Source organism: Microbacterium sp. ARD31, from assembly GCF_031844425.1.
Genome location: NZ_JAUZVE010000016.1, coordinates 88,087 through 106,313 on the forward strand (window position 1 = coordinate 88,087; position 18,227 = coordinate 106,313).

An 18,227-nucleotide genomic window follows, 5' to 3' on the forward strand; every position below is an offset into this window, starting at 1 on the left:
CCGGAGAGAACATGATCGCCCTCACCCTTGCACAGCTCGCCGACGCCGTCTCAGGACGGCTGCACCCGGCCGGCGGCGACGGACCCGACACGGTCGTGTCGGGAACCGTCGACACCGACTCCCGCCTCATCGGCCCGGGTGACGTCTTCGTGGCCAAGCCCGGAGAGACCACCGACGGGCATGAATTCGTGGATGCCGCCGCCGCCGCCGGAGCCGCTGTGGCGCTCGTGGAGCGCCCCGTCGAGGCGGCGATCTCGCAGATCGTCGTCGCCGATGCGGTGGCCGCGCTGTCCGACCTCGCCCGCGAGGTGGTGCGGCGCGTGCGCGAGCACGGCGCCCGAAACGAGCACGGCGCCCGAAACGAGCACGGCGCCCGAAACGAGCACGGCTCCCTGCGCGTGATCGGGATCACCGGCTCCAACGGCAAGACCACGACCAAGAACCTGCTCGCCCGCATCCTCGAGGACGAGGGCGAGACCGTCTCGCCCAAGGCGTCGTTCAACAACGAGGTCGGGGCCCCGCTGACGATGCTGCGGGTCACCGACGACACGCGCTACCTCGTCAGCGAGTTCGGCGCCAGCGCACCGGGCGAGATCGCACGACTGGCGGGACTCGTCGACCCCGACGTCGGGATCGTGCTGATGGTGGGCATGGCCCACGCAGGCGGGTTCGGCGGCATCGAGGCGACGCTCGCGGCCAAGTCCGAGCTGATCCACGCGGTCCGTCCCGGAGGGCTCGCGGTGCTCAACGCAGACGACGCGCGCGTGGCGACGATGGCCGCGATCGCCGCCGAGCGCGGCGCCGAGGTCCGCTGGTTCGGCCGCGGGCCCGAAGCCGACGTCCGCGCGGACGACGTCGAGGTGACCGCCGACGGCACGACGTTCACCGTGCACGCCGACGACGACACGGCGACGCTGCGCCTGCGGGTCCTCGGCGAGCATCACGTCATGAACGCCCTCGCCGCGATCGCCGCCGCCACGGCGCTCGGCGTGTCGCTCGCCGACTGCGTGGCCCGTCTCGAGACGGTCGAGATCGCCGAACGCTGGCGGATGCAGCCCCTCGGCTCCGATCGCGTCCGCATCATCAACGACGCCTACAACGCCAGCCCCGACTCGATGGCCGCGGCGCTGCGCACCCTCGCCCAGATCACCCGGCCGGGCGAGCGCACCGTGGCCGTGCTCGGCGCCATGAGCGAGCTGGGGGAGTACGCCGAGGAGGAGCACGACCGCATCGGCCTGCTCGCCGTGCGCCTCGGCATCCAGCGCATCGTGATCGTCGGGCCCGAGGCCCGCCGGATGTTCCTCGAGGCCGTCGCACAGGGCTCCTGGGACGGCGAGGCGGTGTTCTTCGCCACCGCCGACGAGGCGTTCGACTACCTGCAGGGCGAGCTCCGGGACGGGGATCGCGTGCTGGTCAAGTCGTCGAACTCCGCCGGTCTGCGGTTCCTGGGCGATCGTCTGGGAGAATCGTTCTCGTGAGATCCCTTCTGACGTCCGCGGCGATCTCGCTGGCCTTCACCCTCTTCCTCACCCCCGTCTTCCTGCGGCTGTTCCGCTCGTGGGGCTGGGGCCAGGTCATCCGGACGCCCGAGAACATCTACAACCCGAGCCACGGCGCCAAGCGCGGCACGCCCACCATGGGCGGCACGATCTTCATCGTCGGCACGATCGTCGGCTATCTCGTCGGCGCTTACACCGGCAACAACCCGCCGACCATCTCGGGCTGGCTCGTGGTGTGGATGATGGTGGGCTTCGGCGCGGTCGGCTTCATCGACGACTACATGAAGGTGCGCAGTCAGCGCAGCCTCGGCCTGTCGGGCTGGCGGAAGATCGTCGGCCAGATCCTCGTCGCCGTCCCGTTCGCCGTCGTCGCGCTGAACTTCCCCAACGCGTGGGGTCAGACCCCGGCATCCCCGTACATCTCGATCTTCCGCGACGTGCCGATGCTGTCGTTCATGGCGCTCGGTCCGATCATCGGCTGGATCCTCTACATGACGTGGATCTCGTTCATCGGCGTCGCCTCGTCCAATTCGGTGAACGTCACCGACGGCCTCGACGGACTGGCCGCCGGCGCGGGCATCTTCGTCGTGGGCGCCTACAGCCTCATCGCCTTCTGGCAGTTCAACCAGGCGTGCTGGGGTGGCGAGGCCCTCGCCCCGACGGTGCAGCCGGCCTGCTACGCGGTGCGCGACCCGTTCGATCTCGCGATCGTCTCGGCGGCATTCGTCGGCGCACTCGTCGGATTCCTGTGGTGGAATGCGCCCAAGGCGAAGGTCTTCATGGGAGACGTCGGCTCGATGGCGATCGGCGGCGTGCTCGCCTCGATGGCGATCCTGACCCGCACCGAGCTGCTCATGGTGCTCGTCGCGGGCGTGTACGTCATCGCCTCCGGCTCGGTCATCCTGCAGCGGCTGTACTTCAAGCTCACGCGCGGCAAGCGGCTGTTCCTGATGAGCCCGCTGCACCACCATCTCGAGATGCGCGGGTGGCAGGAGATCACGATCGTCGTGCGGATGTGGATCATCGCGGGCCTGCTCGCCGTCTCGGGCATCGGCTTCTTCTACGTCGAGTGGCTCATCGCCACATGAGCGCGGCACGGCTGGACGCCCTCACGAGCTGGCACAGCGACTGGAAGGGTCTGCGCGTGGCTGTGCTCGGCCTGTCCGTCACCGGATTCGCCGTCGCCGACACGCTCACCGAGCTCGGCGCCGACGTCCTCGTGGTCACCGAGAAGGCCGACGAGGAGTACGAGCGCCTCCTGCCGGTCATCGGCGCGCGCCTGTGGACCGGGCCCCTCGCCGAGCCGCCCGCCGAGCTCGCCTCGTTCGAGCCCGAGGTCGTCATCGCCTCGCCCGGCTTCGCGCCGACGCATCCGCTCATCAGGTGGACGCAGGAGGCCGGTGTCGCGCTGTGGGGCGACGTCGAGCTCGCGTGGCGCGTGCGCGACAAGGTGCGCCGCGCGGACGGCTCGACCGCGCCGTGGCTGCTCGTCACCGGCACGAACGGCAAGACCACCACGACCCGGCTCGCCGCTTCGATGCTGGTCGCCGGGGGACTGCGGGCGGCTCCCGTCGGGAACATCGGCACACCGGTGCTCGACGCCGTGCGCGACCCCGAGGGGTTCGACGCCCTCGTCGTCGAGCTCTCGAGCCACCAGCTGTGGTACCTCGGCAGGCAGACCGGCCCTCAGCCGCTCTCGCCCCACGCCGCCGTCTGCCTGAATCTCGCCGACGACCACCTCGAGTGGCACGGCTCGGCCGATGCCTACCGCGACGCCAAAGCGCACGTGTACGACAACACCCGCGTTGCGTGCGTCTACAACAAAGCGGATGCCGCGACGCGCCGCATGGTGGAGGACGCAGAGGTGGTCGAGGGCGCCCGGGCGGTGGGCTTCGACCTGGGCGTGCCCGGCCCGAGCGACCTCGGCGTCGTCGACGGGATCCTCGTCGACCGTGCGTTCCTGGAGGACCGCCGCACCAGCGCGCTCGAGCTCACCACCGTCGAGGAGCTGCAGGAGCTCGGTCTCGGCGCTCCGCACATCGCGGCGAACATCCTCGCCGCGGCGGCCCTCGCACGGTCGCTCGACATCGCGCCCGCCGCCGTCCGCGACGCGCTGCGCGGCTTCCGGCTCGACCCGCACCGCATCGAGGTCGTGGCGCGCCACGACGGTGTGACGTGGGTTGATGACTCCAAGGCCACCAACCCCCACGCGGCATCGTCCTCCCTCGCCGCGTACCCGGGCGCGGTGTGGATCGTCGGAGGGCTCCTCAAAGGGGTGGACATCTCGGACCTCGTCGCCCGGCGCGGAGCCGCGGTGTCGGCCGCAGTGATCATCGGCGAGGACCGCGCGCCCGTCGTGGCCGCGTTCGAGCGACACGCGCCGGCGGTGCCGGTGTTCGAGGTCGACTCCGCCGAGACTGAAGACGTCATGGCGCGGGTCGTCGAGATCGCGGCCGGAGTCGCCCGTGACGGGGACGTGGTTCTGCTCGCCCCCGCCGCGGCGTCGTTCGACCAGTTCTCGTCCTACGCCGACCGCGGGCGGCGCTTCGCCGACGCGGTGAGACAGCGGATCGGAAGGGGCGGCGGTGACCACGACGCTTCCGCCGACCCGGCCGCCGGCCCAGCCCGCTGACGGCGAGGACCCTCGCGGGCTCGCCGCCCGCGTCTCGCTCGGCCGTGTGTTCGCGCCGGTCCCCAGCGAGTTCCTGCTGATCGCGTCCACCGCGCTCCTGCTCACCGGCTTCGGCCTGGTCATGGTCCTCTCGGCCACGAGCGCCATCGCCACCGCCGCCGGGCAGCCCGCGTGGGACGCGATGGTCAAGCAGGGCGTGTTCGCCCTGCTCGGCATCCCGATCATGTTCATCGCCAGCCGGTTCCCGGTGAAGTTCTTCAAGCGGATCGCCTGGCCGGCGCTCATCGGCGCCGTGATCTTCCAGCTGCTGGTCTTCACCCCGCTGGGCGTCACGGCCAACGGAAACCGCAACTGGATCATGATCGCGGGCCTGCAGGCCCAGCCCGCGGAGTTCCTCAAGCTGGCGCTGGCACTGTGGCTGGGCTTCGTCCTCTTCCGCAAACGGTCGCTGCTGACCAAGTGGCAGCACGTGTTCATCCCCGTCGTGCCCGTCGCCGGTCTCGTCATCGCCACCGTCCTGGCAGGTCACGATCTCGGCACCGCCATGGTGCTGTTCCTCATCGTCCTCGGAGCGCTGTTCTTCTCCGGGGTGCGGCTGCGGCTGTTCGCCCTGCCGGCGCTGCTCGTGCTCGGGTCGGTCGCCGCCCTCGCGGTCACCAGCCCCGACCGCATGCGCCGCATCATGAGCTTCCTCAACCCCGACTGCCTCGCCGACTACTACGGCGACTGCTACCAGCCCCTCCACGGCATCTGGGGCCTCGCCGGCGGCGGCATCTTCGGGCTGGGGCTGGGCAACTCGAAAGAGAAGTACGACTGGCTGCCGGCAGCCGCCAACGACTACATCTTCGCCATCGTCGGCGAAGAGCTCGGTCTCATCGGCTGCGTCGTCGTGCTCGCCCTCTTCGCCCTCTTCGCGGTCGGTGCCTTCCACGTCATCCGCAAGACCGACGACCCGTTCGTCCGCATCGTCTCGGGCGCCATCACCGTCTGGATCGTCGGCCAGGCGCTCATCAACATCGGCGTCGTGCTGCGGGTCTTCCCCGTGCTCGGCGTGCCCCTGCCGTTCATGTCGCAGGGCGGCACGTCACTGCTGTCGGTGCTCATCGCGTGCGGTGTGCTGCTCGCGTTCGCGCGCTCCCTGCCCGTGCGGGGTCCGCTGCCGCCGGCCCGCCCGACGCCGGTCCGCGCGCGCCCGACCCGGTAACCTCGCCTGGGTGACGACGTACCTTCTGGCCGGCGGAGGAACCGCCGGGCACGTGAATCCGCTGCTCGCCGTGGCCGACGCTCTGCATGAGCGCGACCCCGATGCCACCGTGCTCGTCCTCGGCACCCGAGAGGGTCTCGAGGCCCGCCTGGTGCCCGAACGCGGCTACGAGCTGCTCTTGGTCGACAAGGTGCCCTTCCCGCGGCGCCCCGATCGGGCCGCGGTCGCCTTCCCTGCCCGCTTCAGCCGGGCGATCGCCCAGGTGCGGGCGCACCTGCGGGATCGTCACGTGGACGTCGTGGTCGGCTTCGGCGGCTACGCGTCGGCACCCGCCTACGTCGCCGCCAACCGCGCGCGGATCCCCGTCGTCGTCCACGAGGCCAACGCGAAGCCGGGCCTGGCGAACGTCCTCGGCGCGCGACGCGCTGCCGGGGTCGGCGTCGCCTTTCCCGGAACGCGGCTGGCGCGCTCCCACATGGTCGGGATGCCGCTGCGCCGCGAGATCGTCGACCTCGACCGAGCCGCACTCCGCGCGGAGGCGGCAGGGCACTTCGGGCTCGAGGCGGACCGGCCCACTCTTCTCGTCTTCGGCGGCTCGCTCGGCGCGCAGCGCCTCAACGAGGCCTTCGGCGAGGGTCATGACGCGGCCTGGCGCGACGTGATCGCGGCCGGGTGGCAGCTCATCCACGTGACGGGGGAGCGCTCGACACTGGCCGACCCGGGCGCTGCGGGCTACGCCGTGCGGCGGTACGTCGACCGCATGGACCTCGCCTTCGCGCTGGCAGACCTCATCGTCTCGCGCGCAGGAGCCGCCACCGTCTCGGAGATCAGCGCCCTCGGCATCCCCGCCGTATACGTGCCGTACGCGGTCGGCAACGGAGAGCAGGCGCTCAACGCCGCCGCCGTCGTCGCCGCGGGCGCCGCCCTGCTCATCTCCGATGCCGAGTTCACCGGAGACCGTGTGCGCCGTGACGTCCTGCCGCTCCTGCGCGACGCGGGGCGCCGCACGGCGATGGCGGCCGCCGCGGCGACCGTCGGCACCCGTTCGGGCTCCGAGAACCTCATCGCGATGATCGATCACGCCGTCGCCCGCTGACCGGCCGCCCGCGCGGCCAGCGCGCCGGGACCGCGCCCTCGGGTCGCCGATCTAGGATTGACGGGCCATGATCAGACCCGACCTCTCGCTGCCCCTCCCCGCCGACATCACCGCTGCCCATTTCATCGGCATCGGCGGATCGGGCATGTCGGGCCTGGCCCGCATGTTCCTCGACCGGGGCATCCGGGTCTCGGGCTCCGACCGCGCCGACAGTGCGGCCCTGCAGGACCTCGCCGCGCGCGGCGCGACGGTGTTCGTCGGTCACGACGCCTCTCATCTTCCGGACGATGCCGACACCGTCGTGCACACCGGGGCGATCTGGCCGGAGAACCCCGAGTTCCTCCTCGCCAAGGAGCGCGGCCTCCACGTCATCCACCGATCGCAGGCGCTGCACTGGCTCATCGGCGGCCGCCGCCTCGTCGCCGTCGCCGGAGCACACGGCAAGACGACCTCGACCGGCATGATCGTCACCGCCCTGCGGGACCTCGGCGAGGATCCCACGTTCGTCAACGGCGGCGTCATCGCCCAGCTGGGGACCTCCAGCGGCACGGGCTCCGACGACCTGTTCGTGATCGAGGCCGACGAGTCGGACGGCACCTTCCTCCTGTACGACACCTCGATCGCCCTCATCACGAACGTCGATCCCGACCACCTCGACCACTGGGGAACGCGCGAGGCCTTCTACGACGCCTTCGTCCGCTTCGCCGATGAGGCCCGCGAAGCGGTGGTCATCTCGTCCGACGACCCCGGCGCCCGTCGCGTGGCCGCCGCCCTCTCGCACCGCAACGTCGTGAGCTTCGGCGAGGCGCCCGAGGCGGACGTGCGCGTCACCGGGATCGCCACCGACGGGCCGGTGTCCTTCACCATCGTCCACGGCGGCTCGTCGGTCGAGGGGCGGCTTCCGGTCCCCGGCCGCCACAACGCCGTCAACGCGGCCGGGGCCGTCGCGGTCCTGGTCACCCTCGGCCACGGCCTCGAGGCCGCGGTGCGCGCCGTCGAGGGCTTCGCCGGAACCATCCGCCGCTTCGAGCTGCACGGGGTCGAGCGCGGGGTCAGCGTGTACGACGACTACGCCCATCACCCCACCGAGGTGGCCGCGGCCCTGTCCGCCGCGCGGACGGTGGTCGGCGACGGACGCATCATCGCCCTCCACCAGCCCCACACCTACTCCCGCACGCAGGAGATGTTCCGCGAGTTCGCCGACGTGCTCGAGCAGCACGCCGACCACACCGTCGTGCTCGACGTCTACGGCGCGCGCGAGGATCCCATCCCCGGAGTCACCGGCGAACTGGTCAGCGACGCGTTCCAGGATCCCGGCCACGTCCACTTCGTCGCCGATTGGCAGGCGGCGGCCGACTACACCGCCGAGGTAGCCCGACCCGGCGACTACGTCATCACCCTCGGCTGCGGCAACGTCTACCAGATCATCCCGCAGGTCCTGCAGGCCCTCACCCTCCACGGGCCGGGCGCTGCGGGAGCCTCGGAGTCTGCGGTCTCGGACGACTCGGCCGCGCACGGCGCGGGGGAGTAGCACCCCATGCGCCGGCCCACTCCGCTGCCGCCGCCACCGGCCGGATCACCCCCGGCGTCGGCGCGGCGGGACGACGACGGCCGGCGCCGCGCGCGCGAGGACCGCCTCGGCGAGGGGTCGGGCAGCACCGCACGCGAGGACACGACCGAACTCGCCCCGGTGGTACCCCTCGCCGCGGCGTCCGATCCGGCGGCGCCGGATTCCGTCCCGCCCGATCGCGCGGCGCCGGGTTCCGCGGCGGCGGACGAGCCGATCAGTCTGGCGACCGTGTGGCGGGCCGCGTGGGCGCGCCGGCGCGCACTGCGCAGCGAGGTGCGGCGCTTCACGGGGCGGCAGCGGCGTCGACGGATGCTGGGGCTCGGCGTCGCGGCATCCCTCGCCCTTCTCGTCCTCGGCAGCCTGGGCGCGGCCTACAGCCCCCTCTTCGCGGTCGAGGACATCACCGTGGTGGGCGCGTCGGAGCTCGACGCCGTGGCGGTCGAGGAGGCCCTGGCGGATCAGCTGGGCACGCCGCTGCCGCTCGTGGACGACAGCGCGGTCAAGGCTGCGCTGATCGCCTTCCCGCTCGTGGAGTCGTACGCCCTCGAGGCGCGGCCGCCGCACGAGCTCGTGGTGCGCGTGGTCGAGCGCACCCCCATCGGGCTCATCTCGTCCGAAGCCGGATACACGCTCGTGGATGCCGCGGGTGTCGCCCTCTCGACGACCGAGAAGCCCGCGGCCGGCCGGCCCCTGCTCGAGATCCGCGGCGGGACCGACTCCGAGGCGTTCGACGCGGTCGGGCAGGTGATGCGCACGCTTCCCGAGACGATCCGCGTGCAGGTGACGGCGGTGTCGGCGTCGACGCCGGACGACGTCACCCTCACCCTCGGCGAGACCGACACCGACATCGTGTGGGGGAGCGCCGACGAATCCGCCTTGAAGGCCGTCGTCCTCGAAACCACCATGGCGGCCCGTCCGCCGGCCGATGTCAGCGTCTACGACGTGTCGTCGCCGGACGCCATCGTCGTCCGCTGAGACGACTATCGCGGGAGATGTCGCGACACGCCCGCACGGTGCCGGTTCGCGGGGTCGCGCGCGCTTACTTTCAATGCAGGAATTGCATACCGAGCAATTCTTTATACCTCTACTAGAGGTTTAAGGTTTCGGGTTCGGGAAGACGGAGGCCGGCATGAGCCAGAACCAGAACTACCTCGCCGTGATCAAGGTGGTCGGTGTGGGTGGCGGCGGAGTCAACGCCGTCAACCGCATGATCGAACTTGGTCTGCGCGGGGTCGAGTTCATCGCGATCAACACGGATGCGCAGGCGCTGCTGATGAGCGACGCCGACGTCAAGCTCGACGTCGGGCGCGAGCTCACACGCGGGCTCGGCGCGGGCGCCGACCCCGAGGTGGGGCGCCGCGCAGCGGAAGATCACACCGAGGAGATCGAGGAGGCCCTGCGCGGGGCCGACATGGTCTTCGTCACCGCCGGTGAAGGCGGCGGCACGGGCACCGGTGGAGCGCCAGTGGTCGCGAAGATCGCCAAATCCATCGGCGCGCTGACCATCGGTGTCGTCACCAAGCCCTTCTCGTTCGAGGGCCGCCGCCGGCAGAGTCAGGCCGAGGCCGGCGTCGCCCGCCTGAAGGAAGAGGTCGACACCCTCATCGTCGTCCCGAACGACCGGCTGCTCGAGATCAGCGATCGCGGCATCTCGATGGTCGAGGCGTTCGCCACGGCCGACCAGGTGCTCCTGGCCGGTGTGCAGGGCATCACCGACCTCATCACGACCCCCGGTCTCATCAACCTCGACTTCGCGGACGTGAAGTCCGTCATGCAGGGAGCAGGTTCCGCCCTCATGGGCATCGGCTCGGCACGCGGGGCGGATCGCGCCATCAAGGCCGCGGAGCTCGCGGTCGAGTCGCCGCTGCTCGAGGCGTCGATCGAAGGCGCCCACGGCGTGCTGCTGTCGATCCAGGGCGGATCGAACCTCGGCATCTTCGAGATCAACGATGCCGCGCAGCTGGTGAAGGAGGCCGCGCACCCCGAGGCCAACATCATCTTCGGAACCGTGATCGACGACACGCTCGGCGACGAGGTGCGGGTCACCGTCATCGCGGCGGGCTTCGACAGCGGAGAGCCCACGCTGCGCCTCGACCCGGTGACGACCTCGCGTGTCGTCGCGCCCCCGGTGCTGCCGGCGGTGCCGGCCGAGGATGCCGCGCGCGAGAGCGGTCCCGAGCCCGAGCCTGCTCGCGTGAGCGTCAGCGCCCCCGCCGAGAGCAGCTACGACTCCGCGTTCGGCGACGACGACCTCGACATCCCCGACTTCCTGAAGTAAGCCGAAAGCGCACGCCCGCGTGGACGCCGATCTCGCCGCCCGTCTCGACGAGGTCGATGCGTCCATCGCGGGCGCGGCGCGTTCCGCGGGACGCGACCCGGCCGCGGTCACCCGGATCGTCATCACGAAGTTCCACCCGCTCTCGCTGATCCGCGACCTCGTCGACCTGGGCGTGCGCGACGTCGGCGAGAACCGTCAGCAGGAGATCTCCGAGAAGGTCGCGGAGTTCGGCCGGCCCGAGGGCCTCACGTGGCACTTCGTCGGCCAGGTGCAGACCAAGAAGGCGCGCGCCGTGCGCGAGGCGGCATCCGTCGTCCACTCCCTCGACCGGGCGCGCCTGGCCGACGCGCTCGACCGTGCAGGCGCCGACGGGTCGGCACCGCTGGACGTGCTGATCCAGGTCAACCTCACCGAGGACCCGGACCGCGGAGGCGTCGCTCCCGCCGACATCGAGTCGCTGACCGAGCATGTGCTGTCGTGCGGCACGCTGCGGCTGCGGGGCATCATGGCCGTCGCCCCGCTCGACGAGGAACCCGCCGCCGCGTTCGCCCGGCTGGCCGACTACGCGGGGCGCCTGCGCGCGGTGGCGCCTTCTGCGGACTGGATCTCGGCGGGGATGTCCGCCGATTTCGCCGAGGCGATCGCCGCCGGTGCGACACACCTGCGGATCGGCTCGGCAATCACCGGCCCACGGCCCGAGCGCCGTTAGCCTCGACACAGATGAGCACAACGGAGGATGCGATGTCGAACCCGCTCAAGAAGACCATGGTGTACCTGGGCCTCGCCGACGAGGAAGAGATGTACGACGAGCCTGCGCCCCAGTCGACCGCCCGCAAGGAGAAGTCCGTCGAGAAGGCAGCACCCGTGACCCCTCTGCACCGTCCGACCGTCGTCCGCCAGCCCGCGCCCAGCGCGATCAGCGAGATCCTCACGGTCCACCCCAAGCAGTACCGCGACGCCCAGGTGATCGCCGAGAACTTCCGCGACGGCGTGCCCGTCATCATCAACCTCTCGCAGATGAGCGACGCCGACGCACGGCGCCTCATCGACTTCGCCAGCGGTCTCTCGCTCGGCCTTTTCGGTCGCATCGAGCGCGTCACGAGCAAGGTCTTCCTGCTCTCGCCCGAGAATGTGGCGGTCTCCGGTGACGGGGCGGTCGCTCAGGCCGACCCGGAAGCGGTTCCGTTCGTCCAGCATTGACTCGTGGACATCATCCGGCTCATCGCAGCAGTACTCAATTTCGCGCTTCTCATCTACGTCTTCGTGCTGTTCGCACGGCTGGTGCTGGAATGGGTGCCGCTGTTCAACCGCGAATGGCGGCCGCGCGGCGCGGGACTCGTCGCCGCGGAGCTCATCTACACGGTGACCGACCCGCCCATCAAGTTCTTCCGTCGCTTCATCCCGCCGCTGCGCGTGGGCGCCATCGCCATCGACTTCGGTTTCGCGCTCACGATGCTCCTGGTGTTCATCCTGCTGAGCGTCACGCGCGCGCTGGCGGCCTGACGGGGCGACGCGCCCACGCGGCGGTGCCTTCGACAGGCCCCGAGCCCGCGACTATGCTTTCCAGATACGACCGCTCATCGCGGCGGTCACCCGACATCGGCCAGCGACCTGAGCGCTCGAAAGAGGAATCACCATGGCATTGACCCCCGATGACGTCGTCACGAAGCAATTCCAGCACGTCCGTTTCAAGGAGGGCTTCGACCCCGACGAGGTCGACGACTTCCTCGACGAGATCGTCGTCGAGTGGCGCAAGGCCCTGGCCGAGAACGAGGAGCTGAAGGCCAAGCTGGCTGCGTACGAGTCCGGCGAGTCCGCTCCGGCCGAGGCTCCCGCTCCGGCCGCTGCCGCAGCCCCCGCCCCGGCTCCCGCCGTCGAGGCCCCGGCGTCCGACGCCACCGCGCCCGCTGCCAGCGCCGGCATCATCGAGCTCGCTCAGCGCCTGCACGACGAGCACGTCGCCGAGGGGCGCGCACAGCGCGACCAGCTCATCGCCGACGCGAAGGCGCAGGCCGCCTCGATCATCTCCGAGGCCGAGACCCGCGGCCGCGAAGAGGTCGCCCGTCTCGAGCGCGAGCGCGCGAACCTCGAGAACCGCATCTCGGAGCTCCGCAACTTCGAGCGCGACTACCGCTCGCAGCTGCGTAGCTACATCGAGGGCAAGCTCCGCGACCTCGAGACCACTGCGACCACGTCGGGTGCCACTCCGGTCTCGGCCATCGGTCTGTAGGCCGGTCTTTGGCAGGCCGAACACCCCTGCATCAGGCGGCGGCCAGCACCATCATCGCGATCCTCGCGGTGGTCGTGCTGGCCGCCGACCAGTTCACCAAGCACCTCGCGATCCAGGGGCTCCCTCCCGAGGAGCCTGTTCCGGTCCTCGGCGAGTTCCTGATCTTCTACCTCGTGCGAAACCCGGGCGCCGCCTTCTCGCTCGGTGAGGGCGTGACGTGGATCTTCACGCTGGCTCTGGCCGCCGTCGCCGTCATCATCGTCTACCTGGCGATCATGCGGGTGCGCTCCCGCCTGTGGGCGGTGGCGCTCGGGCTGCTGCTCGGCGGCGTGCTGGGCAACCTCACCGACCGTGTCCTGCGCACCCCCGGCTTCCCGGTGGGCCACGTCGTCGACTTCATCAACACTCCGTGGATGATGCCGGCGATCTACAACGTCGCCGACATCTTCATCGTCTCGATGATGATCGCCGTCGCTCTGCTGGTGCTGGTCGGAATCGGCTTCGACGGCACGCGCGAGCGCCGAGTGGAGGAGCCGACGGACGCCGAGCGCATCGACACGGGGTCCGCGGATCCGGCCGACGGCACGCCGGAGCGGGGCTGACCCGCATGCAGTCACGCACGCTGCCCGTACCCGATGGGCTCGACGGGGCGCGCGTTGATGCCGCACTGGCGAAGATGCTGGGATTCTCGCGCACCTTCGCCGCAGACGTCGCCGACGCCGGCGGCGTGCGGCAGGACGGGCGCGAGCTCGGCAAGTCCGATCGGCTCCGTGGCGGCGCGTGGCTCGAGGTGTCCTGGCGGCCGAAAGAGGAGCCCGTCGTGGTGCCGATGGCGGTGCCCGACCTCGGGGTGGTCTTCGACGACGACGAGTTCGTCGTGATCGACAAGCCCGCGGGCGTGGCCGCCCATCCCTCCCTCGGCTGGGAGGGTCCCACAGTGCTCGGAGCGCTGGCCGCCGCGGGCTTCCGCATCGCCACGAGCGGCGCCGCCGAGCGCCAGGGGGTGGTGCACCGGCTCGACGTCGGCACGAGCGGGCTCATGGTCGTGGCGAAGTCCGAGCGCGCCTACACGGCGCTCAAGCACGCGTTCAAGGAGCGCGAGGTCGAGAAGATCTACCACGCGGTGGTCCAAGGGCATCCCGACCCGCTGACCGGCACGATCGAGGCGCCGATCGGGCGGCATCCGTCTCATTCTTGGAAGTTCGCCGTCGTGCCCGACGGCAAGGAGTCGGTGACGCACTACGAGACCCTCGAGGCGTTCCCGGGGGCGTCGCTTCTCGAGATCCACCTCGAGACGGGCAGGACCCACCAGATCCGCGTGCACATGGCCGCTCACCGGCACCCGTGCGCCGGCGACCCGCTGTACGGTGCCGACCCGACGCTGTCGGCGCGACTGGGGCTCACCCGGCAGTGGCTGCACGCCCGGCAGCTGGCCTTCTCGCACCCCGCGACGGGGGAGTGGGTGCAGTTCTCCTCGGACTATCCCGCCGATCTCGCGCATGCGCTCGAGGTGCTGCGCGCGGACTGACGGGCCTCAGTCCCGCTGCTCGAAGCGAGCCGGGGCCTCCGCCAGCGCGTGCGCGACCCGCGCGCGCATGTCGTCGTCCAGCGGCAGAGCGTCCAGCTCGGCGAGCGGATACCATCCGACCTCGGTCATCTCGCCGTCCACGGGGAACGGCTCGCCGGAGATCCAGCTGCAGCGGAAGGTGAGGTCGAGGTAGTCGGCCTGATCTCCGTTGTCGTAGACGATCCGCGGAATCTGATGCACCCACGCCAGCCGGTCGGCGCGGATGCGCACGCCGGCCTCCTCCTCGGCCTCGCGCACCGCGGCGTCGGCGGGCTCCTCGCCGGGGTCGACGATGCCCGTGACCGGAGTCAGGGCGCCGTTGTCGCTGCGCCGCCCGAGCAGCAGCTCGTCGCCGCGCACCACGACCGCGGTCACCCCGACGAGGGAGAGCGGGCGGGTGCCGACGAGGCGGCGGAGGTCGACGATGAAGTCGGGGATCGGCACGATGACACCCTATGGCGACGTCGGTCGGGAGCTCGAACCCTCACCCTCAGCTCGAGGGTGAAACGACCTCGCGAACGCGCGCCGCGAACCGCCCGGCGGCCCGCGGTCGATGTCGGAGGCGTCCGTAGACTCGTCGGGTGGCATCCGACTCCTTCGTTCACCTGCACGTGCACAGCGAGTACTCGATGCTCGATGGGGCCGCCCGCATCGGGCCGATGATCCAAGAGGCGGTCCGGCTCGGGATGCCGGCGATCGCGGTCACCGATCACGGCAACACCTTCGCCGCGTACGAGTTCTACAAGACCGCGAAAGACGCCGGCATCAACCCGATCATCGGCATCGAGGCCTACGTCACCCCGGGCACGCACCGCACCGACAAATCCCGCGTCCGGTGGGGAACGCCCGAGCAGAGCGACGACGACGTGTCCGGCGCCGGCGCGTACACGCACATGACGCTGCTCTCCGAGACCACCGAGGGCATGCACAACCTGTTCCGGCTGTCGTCCAAGGCCAGCATGGAGGGCTACTACTTCAAGCCCCGCATGGACCGCGAGCTCCTCCAGACCTACAGCGAGGGACTGATCGCCACCACCGGCTGCCCCTCGGGCGAGGTGCAGACCAGGCTGCGACTCGGGCAGTACGAGGCGGCGCGGGCCGCCGCGGCGGAGTTCCAGGACATCTTCGGCAAGGACAACTACTTCGCCGAGATCATGGACCACGGCCTGTCGATCGAGCGGCGGGTCATGAGCGATCTGCTGAAGATCTCGAAGGACCTCGACATCCCGCTCGTCGGCACGAACGACCTGCACTACACCCACCAGCACGACGCGAACAGCCACGCGGCGCTGCTGTGCGTGCAGTCGGGATCGACGCTCGACGACCCCAAGCGCTTCAAGTTCGACGGCGACGGCTACTACGTCAAGTCGCCCGCCGAGATGCGCCAGGTGTTCCGCGACCACCCCGAGGCCTGCGACTCGACCCTGTTGATCGCGGAGCGGTGCGAGGTCGAGTTCAACACCAGCGCCAACTACATGCCCCGCTTCCCGGTGCCGCCGGGCGAGACCGAGGAGTCCTGGTTCATCAAAGAGGTCGAGAACGGCCTCAAGGACCGCTACCCCGCGGGGATCCCCGACGAGGTGCGCGCGCAGGCGGAGTACGAGACGGGAGTCATCGCGCAGATGGGCTTCCCGGGGTACTTCCTCGTGGTCGCGGACTTCATCAACTGGGCGAAGGACAACGGCATCCGCGTCGGCCCCGGTCGCGGCTCGGGTGCGGGATCGATGGCCGCCTACGCCATGAAGATCACCGACCTCGACCCGCTCCAGCACGGCCTCATCTTCGAGCGGTTCCTCAACCCCGACCGCGTCTCGATGCCCGACTTCGACGTCGACTTCGACGACCGCCGCCGCGGCGAGGTCATCCAGTACGTCACGGAGAAGTACGGCGACGAGCGCGTGGCCCAGATCGTCACCTACGGCACGATCAAGGCCAAGCAGGCACTCAAGGACGCCGGCCGGGTGCTGGGCTTCCCGTTCAGCATGGGGGAGCGGCTGACCAAGGCCATGCCGCCCGCGGTCATGGGCAAGGACATGCCGCTGGAGGGCATGTTCGACCCCCAGCATCCCCGTTACAAAGAGGCCAGCGAGTTCCGCGCGCTCATCGAGACGGATGCCGAGGCGAAGACCGTCTTCGACACCGCGGTCGGCCTCGAGAACCTCAAGCGCCAGTGGGGTGTTCACGCGGCCGGCGTGATCATGTCGAGCGAGCCGCTCATCGACATCATCCCGATCATGAAGCGCGAGCAGGACGGCCAGATCGTCACGCAGTTCGACTACCCCGCGTGCGAGTCCCTCGGACTCATCAAGATGGACTTCCTGGGGCTGCGCAACCTCACCATCATCAACGACGCCCTCGACAACATCGAAGCCAACCGCGGCCACCCGCTGGTGCTCGAAGACCTCGAGCTCGACGACCGGGCGTCGTACGAGCTGCTGACCCGCGGCGACACACTGGGGGTCTTCCAGCTCGACGGCGGTCCGATGCGGTCGCTGCTGCGGCTGATGAAGCCCGACAACTTCGAAGACATCTCGGCCGTGCTCGCGCTGTACCGCCCGGGCCCCATGGGCGTCAACTCGCACATCAACTACGCGCTCCGCAAGAACGGGCAGCAGGAGATCGAGCCGATCCACCCCGAGCTCGCCGAGCCGCTGTCCGACATCCTCGACACCACCTACGGCCTCATCGTCTACCAGGAGCAGGTGATGGCCGTCGCACAGCGCGTCGCCGGCTACACCCTGGGTCAGGCCGACCTGCTGCGTCGCGCGATGGGCAAGAAGAAGAAGTCCGAGCTCGACAAGCAGCAGGAGATCTTCTTCGGCGGCATGACCGAGCGCGGCTTCTCGGATGCCGCGCAGCAGACCCTCTGGAAGGTGCTCGAGTCGTTCGCCGACTACGCCTTCAACAAAGCGCACACGGCAGCGTACGGGCTGGTGTCGTACTGGACGGCGTACCTCAAGGCCCACTACCCGGCCGAGTACATGGCGGCGCTGCTGACGAGCGTCGGCGACTCGAAGGACAAGCTGGCGGTGTACCTGAACGAGTGCCGCCGGATGGGCATCAAGGTGCTGCCCCCGGACGTGGGCGAGTCGATCCGGTACTTCGCCGCCGTCGGCGAGGACATCCGCTTCGGCCTCGGGGCCGTCCGCAACGTCGGCGCCAACGTGGTCGACGCGATCGTGGCCGCCCGCCAAGAGGCGCCGTTCACGTCGTTCCACGACTTCCTGTCGAAGGTGCCGGTCCATGTGGCCAACAAGCGCACCGTGGAATCGCTCATCAAGGCGGGCGCCTTCGACTCGCTCGGCGACACGCGCCGGGCCCTCATGGAGATCCACGAGGATGCCACCGAGCAGGCGGTGCTCGACAAGCGCCGGGAGGCCAACGGCGAAGTGGGCTTCGACTTCGACTCGCTGTGGGACGAGCCCCAGCAGGTCACGAAGGTGCCCGACCGCCCGGAGTGGACGAAGAAGGACAAGCTCGCCTTCGAGCGCGAGATGCTGGGGCTGTACGTGTCGGATCATCCCCTGGCCGGACTCGAGATCCCGCTGGCGAAGCTGGCGTCCACCAGCATCCACGACCTGCTCGCCTCGGACGACATCGAGGACGGGTCGCAGGTGACCATCGCGGGGCTGGTCACGAGCGTCCAGCATCGCGTGGCCAAGCAGAGCGGAAACCCGTACGGCATGATCACCGTCGAAGACTTCGACGGCGAGATCACCGTGATGTTCATGGGCAAGACCTACCTCGAGTTCTCGTCGATGCTGCAGGCCGACTCGATCCTCGTCGTGCGGGGCCGGGTGTCGCGTCGCGACGACGGGATGAACCTGCACGCGCAGACGGCGTTCTCGCCGGATCTGGGCAGCCTCGAGGCCTCCGGACCGCTGACGCTGCTGCTGCCCGAGAGTCGAGCGACCGAGCGCATCGTGACCGAACTGGCCGAGGTGCTCGGGCGGCACCGGGGCGACACCGAGGTGACGCTGCGGCTGCATCGCGGCTCGGCCGCCAAGGTGTTCGACGTGCCCATGCCGGTGCGGGTGACAGCCGACCTCTACGGGGAGCTCAAGGGCCTGCTCGGCCCCCAGTGCCTGGGGTGATCTCATGTGCGTCTCATGACGCGTGGGTATCATCGACGACGCGAGCCGCCAGCGCGC

General features: G+C 70.2%; 16 protein-coding genes. 15 read left to right on the top strand and 1 reads right to left on the bottom strand.

Going from position 1 to position 18,227, the window contains the following annotated elements; genetic code table 11:
* Nucleotides 1–11: 11 nt before the first annotated feature.
* The 14 genes from murF to Q9S36_RS28455 all read left to right on the top strand — a co-directional run bounded on the left by murF (nt 12) and on the right by Q9S36_RS28455 (nt 14,037).
* Complete coding sequence (murF, locus tag Q9S36_RS28390; protein ID WP_311288186.1) at nt 12–1,478, top strand: UDP-N-acetylmuramoyl-tripeptide--D-alanyl-D-alanine ligase; 1,467 nt, start codon at nt 12–14, stop codon at nt 1,476–1,478.
* On the top strand, nt 1,475–2,587 hold the full coding sequence (gene mraY, locus Q9S36_RS28395) for a phospho-N-acetylmuramoyl-pentapeptide-transferase (protein WP_251449479.1): 1,113 nt from the start codon (nt 1,475–1,477) through the stop codon (nt 2,585–2,587). Before murF ends, mraY begins: the two co-directional genes overlap by 4 nt.
* Entirely contained in the window at nt 2,584–4,131 is a 1,548-nt protein-coding gene (gene murD, locus Q9S36_RS28400; RefSeq protein ID WP_311288187.1) for a UDP-N-acetylmuramoyl-L-alanine--D-glutamate ligase, read from the top strand. Before mraY ends, murD begins: the two co-directional genes overlap by 4 nt.
* Nucleotides 4,085–5,335: a putative lipid II flippase FtsW gene (ftsW, locus tag Q9S36_RS28405; RefSeq protein ID WP_311288188.1), complete on the top strand. Its 1,251-nt coding sequence runs from the start codon at nt 4,085–4,087 to the stop codon at nt 5,333–5,335. Before murD ends, ftsW begins: the two co-directional genes overlap by 47 nt.
* A 10-nt stretch (nt 5,336–5,345) precedes the next feature.
* Complete coding sequence (murG, locus tag Q9S36_RS28410) at nt 5,346–6,431, top strand: undecaprenyldiphospho-muramoylpentapeptide beta-N-acetylglucosaminyltransferase (RefSeq protein WP_311288189.1); 1,086 nt, start codon at nt 5,346–5,348, stop codon at nt 6,429–6,431.
* Nucleotides 6,432–6,498: 67 nt separating this feature from the next.
* Nucleotides 6,499–7,962 (top strand): UDP-N-acetylmuramate--L-alanine ligase, encoded by a 1,464-nt coding sequence (gene murC, locus Q9S36_RS28415; RefSeq protein ID WP_311288190.1) that lies wholly within the window; start codon nt 6,499–6,501, stop codon nt 7,960–7,962.
* A gap of 6 nt (nt 7,963–7,968) precedes the next feature.
* Entirely contained in the window at nt 7,969–8,976 is a 1,008-nt protein-coding gene (locus tag Q9S36_RS28420) for an FtsQ-type POTRA domain-containing protein (protein ID WP_311288191.1), read from the top strand.
* A 154-nt stretch (nt 8,977–9,130) separates the two neighbouring features.
* Complete coding sequence (gene ftsZ, locus Q9S36_RS28425; RefSeq protein ID WP_311288192.1) at nt 9,131–10,279, top strand: cell division protein FtsZ; 1,149 nt, start codon at nt 9,131–9,133, stop codon at nt 10,277–10,279.
* A gap of 19 nt (nt 10,280–10,298) precedes the next feature.
* Entirely contained in the window at nt 10,299–10,988 is a 690-nt protein-coding gene (locus Q9S36_RS28430) for a YggS family pyridoxal phosphate-dependent enzyme (RefSeq protein ID WP_311288193.1), read from the top strand.
* A 32-nt stretch (nt 10,989–11,020) separates the two neighbouring features.
* Nucleotides 11,021–11,479, top strand: a complete 459-nt coding sequence (locus Q9S36_RS28435) for a cell division protein SepF (RefSeq protein WP_251451415.1) — start codon at nt 11,021–11,023, stop codon at nt 11,477–11,479.
* A 3-nt stretch (nt 11,480–11,482) separates the two neighbouring features.
* Nucleotides 11,483–11,782, top strand: coding sequence for a YggT family protein (locus Q9S36_RS28440; RefSeq protein WP_311288194.1), 300 nt, complete (start codon nt 11,483–11,485; stop codon nt 11,780–11,782).
* A gap of 133 nt (nt 11,783–11,915) precedes the next feature.
* Nucleotides 11,916–12,509, top strand: a complete 594-nt coding sequence (locus Q9S36_RS28445) for a DivIVA domain-containing protein (RefSeq protein ID WP_251449488.1) — start codon at nt 11,916–11,918, stop codon at nt 12,507–12,509.
* Nucleotides 12,510–12,517: 8 nt separating this feature from the next.
* The gene (lspA, locus tag Q9S36_RS28450) at nt 12,518–13,111 is read left to right on the top strand and encodes a signal peptidase II (protein ID WP_311288195.1); all 594 of its coding nucleotides are present in this window, start codon (nt 12,518–12,520) and stop codon (nt 13,109–13,111) included.
* Between the two features lie 5 nt (nt 13,112–13,116).
* Complete coding sequence (locus Q9S36_RS28455) at nt 13,117–14,037, top strand: RluA family pseudouridine synthase (RefSeq protein WP_311288196.1); 921 nt, start codon at nt 13,117–13,119, stop codon at nt 14,035–14,037.
* A 6-nt stretch (nt 14,038–14,043) separates the two neighbouring features.
* On the opposite strand, the gene Q9S36_RS28460 is transcribed toward Q9S36_RS28455, so the two are convergent.
* Nucleotides 14,044–14,520, bottom strand: a complete 477-nt coding sequence (locus Q9S36_RS28460; protein WP_311288197.1) for an NUDIX domain-containing protein — start codon at nt 14,518–14,520, stop codon at nt 14,044–14,046.
* Between the two features lie 137 nt (nt 14,521–14,657).
* On the opposite strand from Q9S36_RS28460, the gene dnaE reads away from it, so the two are divergent.
* The gene (gene dnaE / locus Q9S36_RS28465; protein ID WP_311288198.1) at nt 14,658–18,170 is read left to right on the top strand and encodes a DNA polymerase III subunit alpha; all 3,513 of its coding nucleotides are present in this window, start codon (nt 14,658–14,660) and stop codon (nt 18,168–18,170) included.
* Nucleotides 18,171–18,227: the final 57 nt, after the last annotated feature.